General features: G+C 71.0%; 13 protein-coding genes. 9 read left to right on the plus strand and 4 right to left on the minus strand.

The features are described 5' to 3' along the window. Positions 1 to 30: 30 nt before the first annotated feature. On the plus strand, positions 31 to 810 hold the full coding sequence (locus QMG73_RS05595; RefSeq protein ID WP_281892878.1) for an SDR family NAD(P)-dependent oxidoreductase: 780 nt from the start codon (positions 31 to 33) through the stop codon (positions 808 to 810). A 2-nt stretch (positions 811 to 812) separates the two neighbouring features. Continuing rightward, positions 813 to 1,187 (plus strand): VOC family protein, encoded by a 375-nt coding sequence (locus QMG73_RS05600; RefSeq protein ID WP_281892879.1) that lies wholly within the window; start codon positions 813 to 815, stop codon positions 1,185 to 1,187. On the opposite strand, the gene QMG73_RS05605 is transcribed toward QMG73_RS05600, so the two are convergent. Then, positions 1,188 to 1,580: a cupin domain-containing protein gene (locus QMG73_RS05605; RefSeq protein ID WP_281893055.1), complete on the minus strand. Its 393-nt coding sequence runs from the start codon at positions 1,578 to 1,580 to the stop codon at positions 1,188 to 1,190. A 77-nt stretch (positions 1,581 to 1,657) separates the two neighbouring features. Here QMG73_RS05605 and QMG73_RS05610 point away from each other — a divergent pair, with 77 nt between their 5' ends. Next, entirely contained in the window at positions 1,658 to 2,677 is a 1,020-nt protein-coding gene (locus tag QMG73_RS05610; RefSeq protein ID WP_281892880.1) for a potassium channel family protein, read from the plus strand. Here the strand turns inward: QMG73_RS05610 and QMG73_RS05615 are convergent. The 3 genes from QMG73_RS05615 to QMG73_RS05625 all read right to left on the minus strand — a co-directional run bounded on the left by QMG73_RS05615 (position 2,669) and on the right by QMG73_RS05625 (position 8,016). Beyond that, positions 2,669 to 4,615, minus strand: a complete 1,947-nt coding sequence (locus QMG73_RS05615; RefSeq protein WP_281892882.1) for a vWA domain-containing protein — start codon at positions 4,613 to 4,615, stop codon at positions 2,669 to 2,671. The two genes, QMG73_RS05610 and QMG73_RS05615, sit on opposite strands and share 9 nt — an antisense overlap. Then, the gene (locus QMG73_RS05620) at positions 4,612 to 6,015 is read right to left on the minus strand and encodes a sigma 54-interacting transcriptional regulator (RefSeq protein ID WP_281892883.1); all 1,404 of its coding nucleotides are present in this window, start codon (positions 6,013 to 6,015) and stop codon (positions 4,612 to 4,614) included. Before QMG73_RS05620 ends, QMG73_RS05615 begins: the two co-directional genes overlap by 4 nt. 69 nt (positions 6,016 to 6,084) lie before the next feature. Beyond that, complete coding sequence (locus QMG73_RS05625) at positions 6,085 to 8,016, minus strand: S8 family serine peptidase (RefSeq protein WP_281892884.1); 1,932 nt, start codon at positions 8,014 to 8,016, stop codon at positions 6,085 to 6,087. 179 nt (positions 8,017 to 8,195) lie between these two features. On the opposite strand from QMG73_RS05625, the gene QMG73_RS05630 reads away from it, so the two are divergent. From QMG73_RS05630 to QMG73_RS05655, 6 genes are all read left to right on the plus strand, one after another. Beyond that, positions 8,196 to 10,517 carry a tetratricopeptide repeat protein gene (locus QMG73_RS05630; RefSeq protein WP_281892885.1) on the plus strand — a complete coding sequence of 774 codons (2,322 nt, stop codon included), beginning with the start codon at positions 8,196 to 8,198 and terminating at the stop codon, positions 10,515 to 10,517. Positions 10,518 to 10,870: 353 nt separating this feature from the next. Next, positions 10,871 to 11,920, plus strand: coding sequence for a hypothetical protein (locus QMG73_RS05635; protein ID WP_281892886.1), 1,050 nt, complete (start codon positions 10,871 to 10,873; stop codon positions 11,918 to 11,920). After that, the gene (locus QMG73_RS05640) at positions 11,907 to 14,750 is read left to right on the plus strand and encodes a nitrate- and nitrite sensing domain-containing protein (RefSeq protein ID WP_281892887.1); all 2,844 of its coding nucleotides are present in this window, start codon (positions 11,907 to 11,909) and stop codon (positions 14,748 to 14,750) included. The genes QMG73_RS05635 and QMG73_RS05640 overlap by 14 nt, the downstream gene beginning before the upstream one ends. After that, positions 14,747 to 15,178, plus strand: a complete 432-nt coding sequence (locus QMG73_RS05645) for a roadblock/LC7 domain-containing protein (RefSeq protein WP_281892889.1) — start codon at positions 14,747 to 14,749, stop codon at positions 15,176 to 15,178. Before QMG73_RS05640 ends, QMG73_RS05645 begins: the two co-directional genes overlap by 4 nt. Continuing rightward, a complete protein-coding gene (locus QMG73_RS05650) occupies positions 15,175 to 15,615 on the plus strand; it encodes a DUF742 domain-containing protein (protein ID WP_281892890.1) in 441 nt (146 codons plus the stop codon). Before QMG73_RS05645 ends, QMG73_RS05650 begins: the two co-directional genes overlap by 4 nt. Further along, positions 15,593 to 16,195 (plus strand): GTP-binding protein, encoded by a 603-nt coding sequence (locus QMG73_RS05655; RefSeq protein ID WP_281892891.1) that lies wholly within the window; start codon positions 15,593 to 15,595, stop codon positions 16,193 to 16,195. The genes QMG73_RS05650 and QMG73_RS05655 overlap by 23 nt, the downstream gene beginning before the upstream one ends. Positions 16,196 to 16,198 lie beyond the last annotated feature (3 nt).

A 16,198-nucleotide genomic window follows, 5' to 3' on the forward strand; every position in this document is an offset into this window, starting at 1 on the left:
TCGCAGCTGGGTCGGGATAGCGTTGAGCCCATGGCTTTGATCCTGATCACGGGGGCTTCGGATGGATTGGGGCGCGCGCTCGCCGTAGCGCTCGCCGAGCAGGGCCACCATCTCCTCCTCCACGGACGAAACGCGGCGCGCCTGTCTGAGGTCGCCGCGCAGACCGGCGCCACGCCCATCCGGGCCGACCTGTCGTCGCTGGCAGAGGTACGGCGGCTGGCCGATGCCGTGCCGGAGGGGCTCGACGTACTCGTCAACAACGCGGGCGTCGGCTTCGGCGCGCCCGGTGCCGGCCGCGAACTCTCCGCGGACGGGTACGAGCTGCGCCTCGCCGTCAACTACCTGGCTCCGTACCTGCTGACCAAGCTGCTGCTGCCTCGCATGGCGCGCGAGACGCCGGCCCGGATCGTCAACGTGGCGTCCGTTGGCCAGCGCCCGTTCGACCTGGCCGACCCGATGCTGGAACGCGGCTACGACGGTGTCGAGGCGTACCGCCGGTCGAAGCTGGCGCTGATCGCACACACCTTCGACCTGGCCGAGGAGCTGGCGGGCACCCTGATCACGGCGAACTGCCTGCATCCCGCCTCGCTGATGCCGACGACGATGGTGCGCCAGGCCGGCTGGGGCGAGATCGACACGCTGGAGAAGGGGCTGCGGGCCACCCTCCGGCTGGTCGTAGACCGGGACCTGACCGAGGTCACCGGCCGGTACTTCGACGGCGAGCGGGAGGCACGGGCGCTCGACCAGGCGTACGACCCGGAGTTCCGCAAGCAACTGCGCGAACTCACCGAATCTCTGATAGGCAGATAGCTATGCCTAGCTTCACGCTGTCCGGTGTCGTGCTCGGCGCGCCGAAGGCCCGCGACCTCGCCGACTTCTACCACCGGCTGCTCGGCTGGCCGTTCGGCGACGACGATGACGACTGGTCGACGCTGATCCCGCCCGACGGCGGGACGAAGCTGTCGTTCCAGACCGAGGTCGGCCACGTGCCTCCGGTGTGGCCGGCCGGCCCCGACGACCAGCAGATGATGCTGCACCTCGACATCCGGGTCGACGACCTGGAGACGGCGGGCGCGCACGCGGTGTCCTGCGGTGCGGTACTGGCGCAGTTCCAGCCGCAGAAGGACGTGCGGGTGTATCTCGACCCGGCCGGCCACCCGTTCTGCCTGTTCCTCCCGGGCGCCTAGCTAGCTGGACGGCGGCTCGTCCTTGCCGGCTTCCTCCAGCTCGTCGGCTTCCTCCTTGGTGCGGTGCACCGCGTCGGTGGCGTGCTCGGGAGGTCCGTAGACGGTGTAGAGGACCAGCGGATTCGGCCCGGTGTTGACGAAGTTGTGCTTGGTGCCGGCGGGGACGGCCACCAGGTCGCCCTGCGCCACCTTCCTCGTCCTACCGCCCACACGCGCCTCTCCGACCCCACTGACGAACGTCAGGATCTGGTCGACGTCGTCGTGGACCTCCTCGCCGATCTCGCCGCCGGCCGGGATTGTCATGATCACGAGCTGGGAATGCTTGCCGGTCCACAGCACGCGGCGGAAGTCCGGGTTCTGCTCGGCGACGGTCGCGATCGTGAAGTGCTCCATGAGCCCGGTGTTACCCAGCTCCACCGCTGCTCATGCCTCGCCCACTATGGTGTAGGCGTGCCAGCACGAGGACCGCTGTGATTCACCTACCCACCGCAGCACGGGGACCACTCCGGGCACTCGCGCTGCGCCTGGTCGCCGCCATCGGACTGGTCCTCTTCATCGTCTTCGTGGTCTATCTCGACCGAGACGGATATCGTGACGGCGACGACACGAGCGGTTTGACCCTGCTCGACTGCTTCTACTACACGGTGGTGTCGCTGTCGACCACCGGTTACGGCGACATCACGCCAATCACGCCCCAGGCCCGGCTGGTAAACGTCCTCGTGGTCACGCCGGCACGAGTACTGTTTCTGATCATCCTGGTCGGCACCACACTCGAGGTGCTGACCGAGCAGTACCGGACCAACGCACGCCTCGCGCGGTGGAGAAGGCATTTGAAGGACCACGTCATCGTCTGCGGGTACGGGACGAAAGGGCGCAGCGCCGTGGGCGCACTGCGCGAGAGCGGCTTCGACGTCAAGCGCATCGTCGTGGTCGAGTCGGACCGCCCGTCGGTGCGGCGAGCCGCCGCCGACGGCCTGGTCGCCATCGAGGGATCGGCAACCCAGTCGACCGTGCTGACGGACGCGCACATCAAGGACGCCAAGGCGGTCATTGTCGCGACCGACACCGACGAGGCTTCGGTACTGGTCACCCTGACCGCGCGGCAGCTCACGGCCGGCAAGGTGCGCATCATCGCGGCGGCTCGGGAGGCGGAGAACGCACCGCTGCTCAAGCAGAGCGGCGCTCACCAGGTGATCGTCTCGTCGGCGACGGCCGGGCGCCTGCTGGGCCTCTCGACGTCGGCGCCGCCGCTCATCGACGTCGTCGAAGACCTGCTGACCCCGGGCGCGGGCATGGCGCTCGCGCTGCGCTCGGCGGCCCGCGACGAGGTGGGGCGCTCGCCGCGCGAGGTGACCGAGCCGGTCATCGCGCTGGTGCGGCTGGGCCGGATCATCTCGCTGGCCATGCCCGAAAGCGCCAAGATCGAGACTGGTGACCTGCTGGTCTACATCCGCGACGACCGCCCGAGCCCGGTGACCGCCTCAGCCTGACCCTCGGCGGCCTCGCCGGGCGCGGATGTAGTCGGCCACGACGTATCGGCTGAGGTCTTCCGCGTCGGGGGTGAAGACCCGGCCGCCTGAGCGCTTCGCCACCGCGTCGACGAACCGGCGCAGCGCCTCGTCTTCGCCGAGCATGAAGAGGTTGAGCGTGGCGCCGTACCGCGTCAGGTGGTCGACCTCCGTGATCGTCGCCTCGACCGTCTCGCGCAGGGGCGGCCAGAAGAAGACCGCCTCGCCGTCGGCTTCGAGGTGGGCGGTCGGCTCGCCGTCGGTCACCACCAGCACGACCGGCTCGGAGCCGGAGTGCTTGCGCAGGTGCCGGCCGGCCAGCTTGAGCGCGTGGTGCAGGTTGGTGCCCTGCACGTAGTCGGGCTCGACGGCGGCCAGCTCGGTCGGAGACAGCGGCATCGCGTACCGGCCAAAGCCGATGATCTGCAGCGCGTCCTGCGGAAACTTCGTGGCGACCAGATGCGACAGCGCGAGCGCGGTCTGCTTCATGGGCCCCCAGCGGCCATCGGCGGCCATCGAGAACGACAGGTCGACGCAGAGCGCCACCGCGGCTGACGCCCGACGCTCGGTCTCGACCACCTCGAAGTCGTCGACGGTCAGCTCGACCGGCACCATCTCACCGCGACGGCGTACCGCGTTGCCGACCGTTCGCACCACGTCGATCGGCTGCTCGTCGCCGTACGCCCACGCCCGCGACGCGCCGGTGATCTCGCCAGCCGCCCCCGCGTCGCGCAGGTCGTGCTCGCCGCGCCGCCGGCCGGACAGGTCGGCGAACACGGTACGCAGAGCCGTGGCACCGAGCCGGCGTAGCGCCTTGGGGCTCAGCGTCAGCCCATCGGCGCCCCGAGTCACCCAGCCCTGCCGGCGCAGCTCCCGCTCCAGCTCCTGGAGCCGGCGCACGTCGGCCGCCGCGTCACGCCCCAGGACGCGCTCGACCGACTCCACGTCGACGTCGTCGAGGGTGGCGCCCGGATGCTCCTGGCCCAGCTGGTCGAGCAGGTCGTCGAGGTCACCGATCTCCGCCAGGGCGCCCGCCGCCTCGCCGTACCCGAGCCCCTCCCGGCCGCGGACCTGAGCCCGCCGATCCCATGCCAGGTCGGGCCGGAGCGTCCGGAGGTTCGCCGTCAGGCGCGCCATCTCTCCGGCGAGGCCGGCGTTGCCGAGCGCCTGCGCCATGAGCCGCGACAGTTCCTCCTGCTGCTGCGGCGACAGGGAACGCATCAGGCGCTCGGCGGCAGCCGCCCGGCGGGCGAGCGCGTCGATCAGCTCGTCGACCGTGGCCGGTTTCTCGGGGAAGAAGTCGCCGTGCCGCCGCATGAACTCGGCGAACGTGTCGGTGGTGTCCTCGCCCCGGGCGTGCCGGTCGAGCAGGTCGTTGAGGTCGCGGAGCATCTCGGCCATCCGCTGCTGCGCGGCCGGGTCGCTGAGCCCTTCGCGGAGGCCGGCGAACCGCTGCTCCAGTACCTCGTCGCGGAGCCCGTCGAGGATCTGCTGGTACAGGGCGCGGGCCTCGTCGCTGGCCCACTCGTAGTCGGACAGCTCCTCGACGGCTCGCGCGGTAGACCGGGGCAGGTTGTCGAGGCGTGCCTCGGCGAACCGCGCGTCGTCGCCCGGGCGGCCGGACAGCTCGTCGCGCTCGGCGGCGAGCGCCTGGTCGAGCAGCGCCTGGGATCGGGTGACCGCGCCGTCGAGGTTGCCCCGGCGCATCGCCTCTCGCCGCAGCCGCCGGGCGCGGGCGGCCAGCTCGTCGAGGCCGCGACCGCCGTCGGGGCCGCGCCGGAGCAGGTTGCGCAGCGCGTCGCGCAGGCTGCCGCCGCCGAGCACCTCGGAGCCGACCCGGTCGACCGCGGCGCGCACGTCGTACGGCGGCGCGAGCGGGTCGGGCCCACCACGCCACGCGCCGTACCGGTACCGGTTCATTCCCGACTGCCGTAGAGGGTGCGGCCCTCGTCGGTCATCGCCTTGGAGAGCCGGCGGGTCAGGTGCAGGCCCTCCAGCACGAACTCGATCCCGGCCGCGGCCTGCCCGGCGTTGGGCGCGTCGTCGAAGCCCAGCCGCTCCAGCACCTTGGCCAGGCCGGGCACGGTGCCCACCTGGCGCAGCAGGTCGGCCGCACCCACCAGATCGCCGGTCTCGACGATCGCGCCGTCGGCGACCAGATCGGTGAAGCCCGACAGGTCGAGCCCGCCGAGCCTGGCCCGGAACGTCTCGGCGCTGGCCGTGCGCAGCAGGTGCGCCAGTACCTCGATCTCGCGGCCCTCTTCGCCGCTCTCGAACTCGACCTTGCCGCGCAGCGTGCTCACCACGGACGAGGTGTCGCCCACGCGCGCCACCGCCTCGCGCTCGCCGAGCAGGCCCGCGCGGCGCAGCGCGGAGGCGGCCACGGTCTCGGCGCCGGCGATCGCGAACCGTGCCGACACCCCGGAGCGGGCGTCGACCGAGGGCGAGTCGCGAACCGCGCGGGCGAACCGCGCCACCACCTCCAGGACGTGCTCGGGCACCTCGGCGACGAGCTGCGCCTCCTGGCGTACCAGAGCCAGCTCCAGATCGAGTTCGAGCGGGTAGTGAGTGCGGACCTCGGCACCGAACCGGTCCTTCAACGGCGTGATGATCCGGCCGCGGTTGGTGTAGTCCTCGGGGTTGGCGCTCGCGACGAGCAACAGGTCGAGCGGCAGCCGGAGCTGGTACCCGCGCACCTGGATGTCGCGCTCCTCCAGCACGTTGAGCAGCGACACCTGGATGCGCTCGGCGAGGTCGGGCAGCTCGTTGACGGCGAAGATGCCGCGGTTGGTGCGGGGTACGAGTCCGAAGTGGATGGTCTCCGGGTCGCCGAGGGTGCGGCCCTGTGCCACCCGGATCGGGTCGACGTCGCCGATCAGGTCGCCCACGCTGGTGTCGGGCGTGGCCAGCTTCTCGCCGTATCGCATCGAGCGGTGCAGCCAGCTCACCGGCAGCTCGTCGCCTAGCTCCTCGACCAGCCGCCGGGACGCCGGGGTGAGCGGGTGGTACGGGTGCTCGTTGAGCTCGGAGCCGGCGATCACCGGCGTCCACTCGTCCAGCAGCTCGACCAGTGAGCGGATGACCCGGGTCTTGCCCTGACCGCGCTCGCCGAGCAGGACCAGGTCGTGGCCGGCGAGCAGGGCCCGCTCGACCTCGGGCAGCACGGTGCCGTCGTATCCGACGATGCCCGGGAACCGGGGCGTGCCGTCGCGCATCCGGGCCAGCAGGTTTTCGCGCAGCTCCTGCTTGACCGTGCGGTGCTCGTGGCCGCTCGCGCGCAGCTCACCCAGGGTGCGGACCGTGTTTGGCAATGAGGTCACCGGCCAACGCTAGCTCGCTGGTGTTACGAGGCTGGTGGGCCCGCGGAAAAGCGGACCCACCAGCGGCTCTCAGACTGCCGGGATGTCGCCGGGCAGGCCCCACTGCACGTTGAACAGAGTCCGGACATACCAGACACCGTCGGACGGACGCCACACCGCGACGTCGGCCACGCCGTCTCCGTTGTAGTCACCCGGCACCGGCACGTCGCCGTTCAGCCCCCACTGCACATTCCAGAAGCCCCGGACGAACCAGGTCCCGTTCGACGGTCGCCACACGGCCACCTCAGTGAAACCGTCGCCGTTGAAGTCAGCGGGCACCGGCACGTCACCGTTCAAACCCCACTGCACATTCCACAGTCCACGGACATACCAGACACCATCCGACGGGCGCCACACCGCGACATCCGTGTACCCGTCAGCGTTGTAGTCACCCGGCACGGGCACGTCACCACTCAGACCCCATTGGACATTCCACAGTCCACGGACGTACCAGACACCGTCCGAGGGCCGCCAGACGGCGATGTCGGTGATACCGTCCCGGTTGTAGTCGCCAGGCACCGGAATGTCACCACTGAGTCCCCATTGGACGTTGAACTGGCCGCGCACGTACCAGACACCATCCGACGGACGCCACACCGCGACGTCGGTGATCCCGTCGCCGTTGTAGTCACCGGGCACCGGCACGTCGCCGTTGAGGCCCCACTGCACCGTAAACAGGTTCCGGGCGAACCACGTCCCGTTCGACGGGCGCCACACCGTCGTGTCGGTGGCACCGTCTCCGTTGAAATCACCATTGGCGTCGAGTGTCGAGTTCAGCAGCAGGTTCGGCGACCCTTGCACGTCCGTGATCAAGCCCGGAGTGGCGTTGCGCACGATCGCGTCCCGGACCTGCTGGGGGCTGGCCGTGGAGTGGCGGGTCAGGTAGAGCGCCGCGACGCCGGCCACGTGTGGAGACGCCATCGAGGTACCGCGCAGCGACCGCGTGCCGGTGTCGTTGGTGTTGATCGCGGAGATGATGTCGGTACCCGGCGCGAAGAGGTCCACGCAGGCGCCGAAGTTCGACGGGACGTCCGCGCCGCTGTACCGCGCGTCGTTGATCGTCGAGTTGGCCACCGTGATGGCCCGGGGCACCCGCGCCGGCGAGACGTTGCAGGCGTTCTGGCCCTCGTTGCCGGCCGCGACCACGACCGTGATGCCGTTGTTGATGGCCGCGTTCACCGCGTCGTCCATCGCGGTCGACGCCGGGCCACCGAGGCTCATGTTGACCACCGCGGGGCGCTGGGCGTTGGCGTTCACCCAGTTGACCGCGGCGATCACGGTGGCCGTTGGCGTCCCACCGGCACACGGGAACACCCGTACCCCGTGGATGCGGGTGTTGCGGGCGACGCCGAAGGTGGCACCGCCGACCGTGCCCGAGACGTGCGTGCCGTGGCCGATCGAGTTGCAGTCGTCGCTGCGCCCGTCGCCGACGAAGTTGGCGTCGAGGGTCGCCCGCCCGCCGAAGTCGGTGTGCGTCGTGCGCACGCCCGAGTCGATGACGTACACGCGGACGCCGGTGCCGTTCTGGTTGGCACCGTAGACGCCGTCGAGCGGCCGGTTGCGTTGGTTGATCCGGTCGACGCCCCAACTCGCGGTGGCGTCGGGATACACCATCGAGTCGGTTTCGACGTAGGCGATGGTCGAGTCACGGCGCACCTCGTCGAGCGCCGTGGCGGTGAGCTTTGCCGAGAATCCCTGCAACGCCGAGCCGTACCGGTGACCGATCTGACCACCCCGGGATCGCGCCCGCGCCTCCACGCGGCTCTTCGCCGCAGACGCCGTGCCCTGCTTGTAGACGACGATGTAGCTGCCTTCGATCACGTCCGCCGAAGCGGTCCGCAACGGTGCGCTCGGCTCGGCGGGAGCCCCGTGCGCGCCCGCTGGCAGCGCGGTCGCGGCCGCCACCATGGCGATCGCTCCGGCGGCCAAACGCCACGACAGGACTCTTCGGGTGACCGGCATTTTGCCTCCTCGTACTCGATAAGGTGCATCGAGTTACGCGAATTTTTCGCCGGAGTGCCCGCGAAAATGGACACTACTGAACACGGTCGGACAAGACTTTGTCGGCCATACGATGCTTCAAGCGAAACTCCATCAACGCGTCTCTATCCTTTTGCAGGGGCCGGGCGATGGGTGGGGCGTTGACCGAGATCGAGACACGCGATGACCTGGCGCGAGCGCTGCGGCATCTGCGCCGCCGTGAGGCGCACGAGCGGTGCCTTCCAGAGCTGACCTATCGGGAGCTTGCGACCAAGACCGGCTGGTCGGTCGGCGTGATCGGGGGCTACTTCTCCGGCAAGGTGCTCCCGTCGACCAACCGGTTCGACACGCTGGTCAGGCTGCTCGGCGCCACTCCGGCCGAGCAGGGCGCGCTGGCGACCGCCCGAGACCGGGTGGCCGACCGCGACCGGCTGGCGGTGGATGTGCCGCCCCGGCCCGCCTCGCCATCGGCGCCACGGCAACTGCCCGCCGACGTACCCGGCTTCACCGGCCGCACCGACCAACTGGCCGAGCTGGACAAGCTGCTGGACGAGCCCGGCCGCCTGGTCGCGGCGGTGTCGGGCACCGCGGGCGTTGGCAAGACCACCTTGGCCGTGCACTGGGCGCACCGGGTGGCCGATCGGTTTCCCGACGGCCAGCTCTACGTCAACCTGCGCGGATTCGACGCGGGCGGCGCGCCACTCGATCCCTCGGCCGCCCTTCGCGGGTTCCTCGTCGCACTGGGCGTACCCGTCGGGCAGATACCGGCGGACCTGGACGAGCAGACCGCGCAGTACCGCAGCCTCCTGGCCGCACGGCGCGTGCTCGTCCTGCTCGACAACGCGCACGACGCGGCCCAGGTCCGGCCGCTCCTGCCCGGTTCGCCCGGCTGCGTCGTGGTGACAACGAGCCGTAACCGGCTGACCGGCCTGGTGGTGACGGACGGCGCCCGGCCGGTACCGCTGCATCTGATGTCGGCCGACGAGGCGCGCGAGCTGATCGCGCGGCGGCTGTCCGCCGACCGCGTGGCCGCCGAGCCGGCGGCCGTGGCGGAGATCGTGGCGCGGTGCAGCGGGCTGCCGCTCGCGCTGGCCATAGCCGCGGCCAGGGCGGCGACCGACAGCGACCTGCCGCTGGCGCGCCTGGCGGCCGAGCTCGACGGAGCCAGCGATCGCCTCGACGCACTTGACGTCGGCGATGCCGCCTCAGACGTGCGCACGGTGTTCTCGTGGTCGTACCGGATGCTGCCGGAACGCACCGCGCGGCTGTTCCGCCTCCTCGGCCTGCACCCCGGGCCCGACCTCGGCGTCGCGGCGGCGGCGAGCCTGGCCGGCGTGCGCCCGGCCGCCGCCCGGGCGGCGCTCGTCGAGCTGGCGCGGGCGCATCTGATCAGCGAGACCGCGTCGGGCAGGTTCGCCTTTCACGACCTGCTCCGCGCGTACGCGGCCGAGTTGTCGCAGGCCGACGACGGCCATACCGCCCTGTCGCGCCTCCTCGACCACTACGCGCTCACGGCGTACACGGCCGCGACGCTGATCGACCCGCAACGCGAGGAGGCGCCGCCATCGACACCGGCTCCGGGCGTGGCGGTCGACGACCTCGCTGGGCGCACGGAGGCCCTGGCCTGGTTCGCGGCCGAGCATCAGGTCCTGCTCGGGGCGGTCACGCTGGCGGCGGAGCAGGGCTTTCCGGAGCACGCTTGCCAGGTCGCGTGGCGGCTCGGCGGGTTCCAGCAGCTCAACGCGCACATGCCGGAGTGGTTGGACATGCTGCGGACCGGGCTGGCAGCGGCCCAGCGCCTGGACGACCGGCTCTGGCTGGCGCGAATGCACCGGCAGCTCATCGGCGCCTACGCGTGGTCGGCCCAGTGGGAGGAGAGCGAGCGGCACGCCGGGTTGGCCATCGCCCTGTTCCGCGAGCTCGGCGACGAGGCCGGGCAGGCCCGCTGCCACCGGAGCCTGTGCCTGACCCTGGAACGCCAGCACCGGTACCGGGACGCGCTGGAGCACGCCCGCCAGAGCCGAGACCTGCTCGACGGCACCGCCGACCGGGCCGGGCTGGCGTACGCGTTCAACTCCGTCGGCTGGTACAGCGCGCTGGTCGGCGACTTCGAGTCGGCTCTCGACAACTGCTCGCAGGCGGTGCCGCTGCTCCAGGAGTGCGGCGATCCGGTCGGCGAGGCCACCACCTGGGACAGCCTGGGATACGCGCATCACCATCTGGGCCGGTACGAGGAGGCGGTGGCCTGCTACGAGCGGGCGTTGTCGACCTTCCGCGAGTACGGCGACCGGTACTACGAGGCCGATACGCTTGATCATCTCGGCGACACCTACCACGCGACGGGCGACCACCGCGCCGCCCGTACCGCATGGCGGGACGCGCTGACGATCTTCAAAGAACTACAGCGATCCGAGGCGGAGGCGGTCTCCGCCAAGCTCGTGGCCGATCGGAGGACCCCTGGTCAACCGGCTGGCCAGCAATGAAATAGCGGCGCGGGTGTAACGCCTCATCCGCCGGTTTTGCGCAACTGACCGGACACTCAGCTTGGCCAAGTACCCCTACGTATTACGCGCATTACGACTTTTCCCCACGAGGTCGGCAAATCAGCCGCTACTCGTGGCCAGCAGGAACGATCCGGTCACCGTCGGTGTTGAGAGCGCTCCCAAACGCGAACAGTCCATTACTGGCTGTTTCGCCATTGGCTACGCCGCCTTAGGTTCTCGACGATGGCGTCGCGACCCCGTGGGGGTCGCGTTGAGCTTGTTGGGGGCCCGCCATCAATCCCGTCGTTGCCGCCGGAGGGTGGACCATGACCTCTCCCACTTCTAGTGGGCCCGTGCGGGCACAGCTCCTGCGCTCACTGCTCGCTCTTGCCGTACTCGTACCGGTTGGAGTGCTCTTCGGGCAGTTGTGGCAGGAACAGTCCGATCGGCTGTCATTCGCCGCCAAGGAGCGCGACGGCATCGAGTACCTCACCACTCTGAGCCAGGTGACGACCGCGCTGACGGACGCGCAGTCCGACGCCATCGCCGGTAGCGAGATCGACCAGACCGCCCTGGCACGGGCGGTGGACGCGGCGAGCGCCGTGGACGCGCGGCTCGGCGACGACCTGCGCACGCACGACCGCTGGTCCGGACTGCGAGCGAAGATCGAAGCGCTTCCCACGGCCGCCAGCGCGGACCGGGAGGACCTCTACACGGCGTACGGCGAGGCCACCGACCTGCTGCTCGCCCTGTACGGCAAGGTCCGCGAGAACTCACAGCTCATCCGGGACCCGGAAGGCGACACGTACTTCCTCCAGGACGGCGCCGCCGAAGAGCTCCCCGAATCGGTGGTCGCCGCAGGCCGCTTCGCCGACCTCGTGGTGCTCGCCGGCAGCCGGCCGGCCGCTGAGCGCGCCCAGGCGATCGCCGAGCTGACCGGCGCCAGGCAGGGCGTACTCGACCCCGCCAGCGACCTCGCCGACGGCCTCCAGTCCGCTGTGGACAGTACGGACAGCCGGACCATGGGTGGCAACCTGTTGAGCCGCCTCGACCGCTTCCGCCGCGGCATGGACGTGCTCGCCAACTCGGCCGGCTCGCTGACCGGACGGGCCACGCTCCCCCGCGCCGACCAGCTGACCGCCGCGCGGGCGGAGGTACAGGCGGCCGCCACCGAGCTGTCCAACGCCATCCTCGCGGAACTCGACCTGCTGATCGAAGACCGGATCTCCGGCCTCAGCACCGAGCGCTGGCTTGCCGTCGGGACCCTGGCCGTGGTCGTACTCCTGGCGGCCTCACCGATGGCGTTGACGCTCGTGGACGGGCGCAGGCGACGCCGCAGACCGTTCGGCGGCGTACCGGACTCCGTGCCTTCCGAGTGGGAGCCTGCCGGTGCTGCTCGGTAGGTTACGCATCCGCGGCAAGCTCGCCGTACTCGTCACGATCCCACTCCTGCTCGTCGCGGCGCTGACCGTCCCGCTGGCCTTCAACCGGGTCGGTCTCGCCGGCCGCGCCGCCGAGACCGCCCACGCGGTCAACCTCGGCAGCGATGTCGGTGCCCTCGTCGGTGACCTGCAGCAGGAGCGACTCCTTTCGGTCGGCTTCCTGCTGGGCGTCGTCGACCAGAGCGACCTGGTGCTGCAGACCACCGCGGTGCACGACCGGATCGCCGATGTGCTCGCCGAGCATGGCGCGCACGGAGATCTCGAGGGTGACCTCATCCCGGCCATCGACTTCGTCGACGACCTGGATCCCGTGCGCGCGTCCGTGCTGGCCGGCACCGCGCGGCCGACCGAGGTGGTGACCGGGTTCAGCAAGGTCACGACGCGGCTCATCAACGCGCTCCGGCTGATCGACAGCATCGACGTGGAGAGCACCGAGGGCCGGCAGGTGGTCGCGCTGGACGCGGTACTGCGCATGAACGACCTGATCAGCGCGGGCGCCACGTACATGATCATCATGGTGGGCGAGCGCGGCAACGCGGGTGCGCTCATGTCGTACATCGCCACCTCGGCCGCGCTGCAGGCAACCGTGTCGCGCTTCGAGGGGTACGCCTCACCGGATCAGGCCGCCCTCTACGGCCTCGTGCAGCAGGCGCTCGGCCAGCGTGTCGGTGAGGTCTTCGCCGCCGGTACCGTGGCCGACCCCGCCAAGGCACTCGCGCGGTTCAACCTGGCCACGCTCTTCCCGTCGCTGGAGTCGTTCATCTCGCTGGGCCGGTTCGTCGAACGAAAGATCGTCACCGACGTCACCAACCTGGTCAACAACCAGCAGCAGACCGTCCTCGCGACCGCGTACGGTGCCATCTCGCTGGCGATCCTGGTGCTCATCGCGGTCGTGCTGATGAGCGTCGCGGTGGCCCGCGCCGTGGCCCGTCCCCTGAGCCGGCTGACCGTATCGGCCGACCGCGTGGCCACCGTCGCCGAGACCGAACTGCGGCGGGTCGCCGACGAGGACGCACACGACGACGCCGAACCGGTGCATCTCGAACCGGTCGAGGTGCACTCCAACGACGAGATCGGCGATCTGGCGCGCGCCTTCGACCGGGTACAGCTCACCGCCGCCCGCCTCGTCGAACGGCAGGTCTCCAGCCGCCGCAACGTGGCGCAGATGTTCGGGCACGTCGGCCGCCGTACGCAGAACCTGGTCGGCCGCCAGCTCGCCCTCATCGACCGCCTGGAACAGCAGGAGACCGACCCGCAGCGGCTCCAGCAGCTGTACCGGCTCGACCACGTGTCCAGCCGCCTCCGGCGGAACGCGGGCAGCCTCGTGGTGCTCTCCGGCACGGCTGAGCCGCTCGGCGGTGCCGGTGGTGGCGCCGACGAGTTCACCAGCCCGCTTCCGCTCGGCGACGTGGTCCGGCTCGCGCTCGGTGAGATCGAGGAGTTCACGCGGGTCGACGTGCAGGTACCGGACGGGCCGGCCATCACGCCCGCCGTCACCGCCGACCTCATCCTGCTGCTCGCGGAGGTGATGGAGAACGCCACCGTGTTCTCGCCGCCGCACACGCGGGTCACCGTCACCGCCTTCGCCGCCGGCCAGGGCCTGCGGCTCCAGGTCGTCGACCACGGCCTCGGCCTGACGCCGGAACGGATGGCGGAGGAGAACGACCGGCTGGCCCACCGCGAGCGGCTCGACCTGGCCCCGACCGAGGTGCTTGGCCTCTTCGTGGTCGGCCGGCTGGCCCGCAAGCACGGGTTCGGCGTGGCGCTCACCGGTACTCCTGGCGGTGGTGTGACGGTCACCGTCGACATCCGGCCGGAACTGATCGTGCACCACGCGGTGCCGGCGATGGTGCCACCCGCACCGCCGCAGCCGCCGCAGCCGGCGCGCGGGCTGGCACCGGTGCGGCAGTTGCACGCGACGGCTCCGGTCGCCGAGCTGCAGCCCGCACCCGTGGCCGCACCCGCGGGTCCCCCGCTCGACCGTGCCGTGGCCCGCGCGATCGTCGCGACCACCAACGATCAGGATCCGGCGTTCAACGTGGTCGCGCTCAACCGCGCGACCCGCACCATCGGCTCGGGGCGTTCCTGGAACGCGTTCGCGCCGTCCCGTACCCCGGCGCCGGTCCCCCCGCCGGCGCCGGCCCTACCTCCCGCACCACCGGTCGCCCCGCCGGCCGCGGCTGTCCCCACCGCTGTTCCTCTCGCACCCGTGCCGCGTCCGGCTCCCCCGCCGCCTCCGCCACCACCGGTGGCGCCGGCGCCGGTGATGCCGGACGCCATCCCAGCCGCGCCCGTGCCTGGCGGGCCGGCGGCGGCACCGGTATCGCCTGGTGCCGTGGGCTCCGCGCCCGTCGTCCCGGCGGCGCCGCGCCCCGCTCCACCGCTGTCCTCGCTACCGGCCGGGCTGCGCCAGCGGGTACCCGGCGCGCAGTTGCCGGAGGGCGTGTCGGTCGCGCCTCCCGCGACAGCACCCCCGGCGCCGTCGGGCGAGGCCGCCGCGTCGGCCCGAGCGCTGGTCGAAGAGTTCGAAGCAGGGGTACGCCGAGCGCAAGCGGCCAATGTGGACACCTCGGAGAAGCCGGCCGTGATCGAGCAGCCGGGTCCCGGTCCACGCTCCTCCTTGACCCGCCGAGTACCCGGTGCGACGCTCCCCACGTCGTTGCCACCGAGCCGACCCGCGCAAGCGCTACCCGATCAGTGGTCGCCCGATCCTGAGGCGGCCAGAGACCTGATCGAGGAGTTCGAGTCGGGCGTCGCGCGCGCCCTCCAGGAAGGACCACAGCACCCATGAGCAGCTCTCTCCAGCTCAGCGCCGAGGCACAGACGTTCAACTGGCTACTGGACTCGTTCACGTCCAGCACGGCCGGCGTACGCGAGGCGATCGCGGTCTCCTCCGACGGCCTGCTGATGGCCAAGTCGAACATCGCCGACCGGGCGAACGCCGAACGGCTCGCCGCTGTGGTCTCCGGCATGACGAGCCTCGCCGGCGGCGCGGCCAACTGGTACTCGCTGGGCGGGCTGAACCGGGTGGTGATCGACATGACCGGCGGGTATCTGCTGGTCACCTCGATCAGCGCGGGATCCGTGCTCGGCGTGATCGCCGACCGCACCGCCAGCCTCGGCACCGTCGCCTACGAGATGACCCTCTTCGCCAGCCGGGCCGGCGGCGCGCTCACCCCCCGACTGATCGCCGAACTGAAGAACGCCGCTCAGTCGTGAGACCGTCGTCGCCCGAGGATGGGCCGGCACCGGCCCGCATCCGCCCTTACCTGAGCCAGTCCGGTTTGGGACCGGCGGCCGAGGCGGCGCCCAGCGGGCTGCGGCCGTTCGTGCTCACATCCGGCCGGGTCGACGGTGTCGACCCGAACATCAGCCTGGAGACGCAGGTGACCGCGCGACCGGACGGTGCGGCCCGGGGCGGGATCGCCGTATCGAACCTCGCACCCGAACTGCGGACCATCCTCGCGCTGTGCGCCGAGCCGGTCTCGGTCGCGGAGATCTCCGCCCGTGCCCGGCTGCACCTCGGCGTGACCCGCATCCTGGTCGGCGACCTGCGCGCCGCCGGCTACCTCGACGTACACGCGCGGGACGCCGCGCGCCCATACGACCCCGAAACCATCATGCGAGTGATCCGTGGACTACGTGCCATCTCCTGAGCCGGCGCCGCCGGCCGGTTCCGCGCCCATCCCGGTGAAGATCGTGGTCGCCGGCGGCTTCGGCGTGGGCAAGACCACCACCGTGGGTTCGATCAGCGAGATTTCGCCGCTGACCACCGAGGCCGAGATGACCTCGGCCGGCGTCGGCATCGACGACCCGGGCCCGGCCACCGGCAAGACCACCACGACCGTCGCCATGGACTTCGGCTGCGTCACCATCGACCGCAGCCTCAAGCTGTACCTGTTCGGCACGCCCGGCCAGTCGCGGTTCGGCTTCATGTGGGACGACCTCGCACACGGCGCGCTGGGCGCTCTGGTCGTCGTCGACAGCGGCCGCCTCGACGACTGCTACCCGGCCGTGGACTACTTCGAGCGGCTCAAGCTGCCGTTCGTGGTGGCTGTCAACGCTTTCGACGGGCGGCTCGCGCACGATCTGGACGCGGTACGGTGGGCGCTGGCGATCGACGAGAGGATCCCGATCGTCGCGTTCGACGCCCGCAACAAGCTCTCGGTCCGCGATACTCTGCTCGTCCTGCTCGATCGCGCGTTGGCTGACGCCGTCCGCAGCCAACACGTCTAGGAG

This window comes from Phytohabitans aurantiacus, from assembly GCF_027923225.1.
Classification (GTDB): Bacteria; Actinomycetota; Actinomycetes; order Mycobacteriales; family Micromonosporaceae; genus Phytohabitans; species Phytohabitans aurantiacus.